Origin of the sequence: Mesorhizobium sp. M7A.F.Ca.CA.004.04.2.1, from assembly GCF_004022825.1 — a bacterium.
Taxonomy (GTDB): Bacteria; Pseudomonadota; Alphaproteobacteria; order Rhizobiales; family Rhizobiaceae; genus Mesorhizobium.
The window spans coordinates 1-2,370 of record NZ_RZPH01000936.1; the positions used below are offsets into that span (position 1 = coordinate 1).

Consider the following 2,370-nt stretch of genomic DNA (forward strand, 5'->3'; position numbering starts at 1 on the left):
GTCGCTGATGAATTCGGTCGGGGCCAGCCAGACGCAGATCCTGTTCAGGATCCGCGTTCCGCACTCGCTGCCGAACCTTATGGCCGGAACCAAGATCGCCGCCACGTTGAGCGTGATCGGCGCCATCGTCGGCGAATTTGCCGGGGCGTCGGACGGTCTCGGCTACGTCATCCAGTTCGCTTCGACCCAGCTCGACACGGCGCTGGTCTTCGCAGCGCTGCTGCTCGTTTCCGTGCTTGGCATCGCCTTCTACTACGCCGCCGAAATCCTCGAACGCATCGTGGTGCCGTGGGCGCCGAAATTCAGCCAGTCCTAGGCCCACTCGATCAACCAAATTCATAAAGGGGAACAAAACATGCTGAGACGGTCACTTATCAAGGCAGCTACCTTGGCAGCTTTTGTCGGCGCACTCGGCTTCTCCAGCGCGGCTCTGGCGGCCGACAAGGTCAACGTCCAGCTCGACTGGGTGGTGCGCGGCAATCACGCCATGTTCTTCGTCGGCAAGGAAAAGGGCTTCTTCGCCAAGAACGACATCGATGTGGCCGAGATCCGCAAGGGGTCCGGCTCGCCGGACGCGATGCGGCTGGTGGGTAATGAGAACGCGGATTTCGGGTTCGGCGATCTTCCCACGCTTGCCGTCGCACGGTCGCAGAATGTCCCGGTCGTGGCGCTGGCGGCTGTCAACCAGCACTCGCCGCTGGGGATCATTTCGCTGGCCAAGACGCTGAAGCTCACCAAGCCGTCCGACCTCAAGGGACTGACCATCGGCATTCATCCGGCCGGCTCCACCTACATCTTCTTCAAGGGTTTCCTGGCCGCCAACGGCCTGACCGAAAAGGACATGACGCTGAACAGCGTCTCGCCTCCCTATGAAAGCTATTTGCTGCTTGGCCGGGTTCAGACGGTCGTCGGCTATATCGATGCGGAGGTTCCCGAGCTGGAAGCGAAGGCCGGAGGCCCCGGCTCGCTCAGCATCATGATGGGGGCGGACCATGGGTGGAAAGCCTATGGCTCGGGCCTGTTCACCTCGCAGGCGATGATCAAGGACAAGCCGGACGTCGTACGCCGCTTCGTCAAGGCATACAGGGAGGCCTTCGACTATGTCGTGGCTCATCCGGAAGAGGCCGCCGAGATCACGGCCAAGGCCGCGCCCGGCTATGCGGAGAAAAAGGATGTACTGCTGGCGCAGATCAACGCCGACATCGCCTCGACGTTCAGCAGCCCCGACACAAAGGAACACGGTCTTGGCTGGATGACGAAGACGCAGTGGGAGGAGACCCTGAAGACGCTGACGGACCAGGGGGTGCTCAAGACGGCTCTGTCGGCGGACGACGTCTTCACCGACGCATTCCTGGCAAAAGAATAAGGGGCGCGCGGTGTTCGAACGGAAAGCCCGATGACCGCCTACCGGCAGACCAGGCTGTCCCGCGCGATGCCGCAGGACACATCACGCTCGCCTTTCGCCGCATCGGTGCGGTCGAGCGTGACCTGCACGCGGGTGGCATATGCGCGGCTCGCCAGACCGCACCACAGCCGCTCGACGGGCAGGTTCTCGCGTTTGTCGTTGAGGATCGTGAACGTGCCGGTCTTCGCATCGAACCAGAGCTCGACGCGGGTCTTCTTGCCCGGCTCGACCGTTGCGATCCCGGCTGAATACCAGTGGGCGAAGTCGGCGTTGGAGGAGAGGCTTTCGCTGACCGCATTCGAAATCGTCAACGGAACCATGTCGAGCCCGTCAGTGCCGGTGCGGACGGTGACATGGTGCAACTCAACCGCGTTGGCGAAGGACGACAACGCCAGCATCACCGGAAGGCCATAACGGATCTTCACTTTGCCTGAGCTCCATAATGTAATTTTTCCTAGGCAGTCTATCTCGCTTTTGCGCAATAACAATAAGAATATTGATTGGTAAAACAACAGAGAGGGTAACATGTTAAAGTTTCTTAAGAGCAGTGTAAGTGCAGCTATATTGACCGGTGTCTTGATGAGCGGCGCGCTTGCCGGCGAGGTCAAGTCGATCGCCATCCTGACGCCCGAAGAAGGCACGGACTATGGCTGGAACCAGCAAGGCATCGACGCCGCCAAGGCGGCGGGCAAGGCCGCCGGCGTCGAAGTGGTCGTGGCCCAGGGCCTCGGCTATGGCGACGTTCGTCCGACCTTGCGGGAACTTGCCTCCGACGGCGCCAGCCTGTTGATCGCGCATGCCAGCGGCTACAACACCTCGGCGCCCGAAATCGCCAAGGAACTGAAAGTTCCGGTGGCGATCGTCGACACGCCAGCCGGCTTGGAGAAGGGCCTCGTCGCCGACTATACGCTGAGCGGCCACGAGGGTGCCTATCTGGCCGGCCGTCTCGCCGCCAAGGTGTCGCG

4 protein-coding genes are annotated in these 2,370 nt (G+C 61.5%); 3 read left to right on the plus strand and 1 reads right to left on the minus strand.

The annotated features are described in order from the left end of the window. Both EN893_RS29425 and EN893_RS29430 read left to right on the plus strand, forming a co-directional pair. Positions 1 to 316: ABC transporter permease subunit (locus tag EN893_RS29425; RefSeq protein WP_128362001.1), on the plus strand; the 316-nt coding region annotated here is incomplete at its 5' end. Positions 317 to 388: 72 nt separating this feature from the next. Beyond that, positions 389 to 1,366, plus strand: a complete 978-nt coding sequence (locus EN893_RS29430) for an ABC transporter substrate-binding protein (RefSeq protein WP_245456794.1) — start codon at positions 389 to 391, stop codon at positions 1,364 to 1,366. 38 nt (positions 1,367 to 1,404) lie between these two features. Here the strand turns inward: EN893_RS29430 and EN893_RS29435 are convergent, their stop codons facing one another. Next, on the minus strand, positions 1,405 to 1,830 hold the full coding sequence (locus tag EN893_RS29435) for a hypothetical protein (protein ID WP_128362002.1): 426 nt from the start codon (positions 1,828 to 1,830) through the stop codon (positions 1,405 to 1,407). A 100-nt stretch (positions 1,831 to 1,930) separates the two neighbouring features. Here EN893_RS29435 and EN893_RS29440 point away from each other — a divergent pair. Then, positions 1,931 to 2,370: BMP family ABC transporter substrate-binding protein (locus tag EN893_RS29440; RefSeq protein WP_128362003.1), on the plus strand; the 440-nt coding region annotated here is incomplete at its 3' end.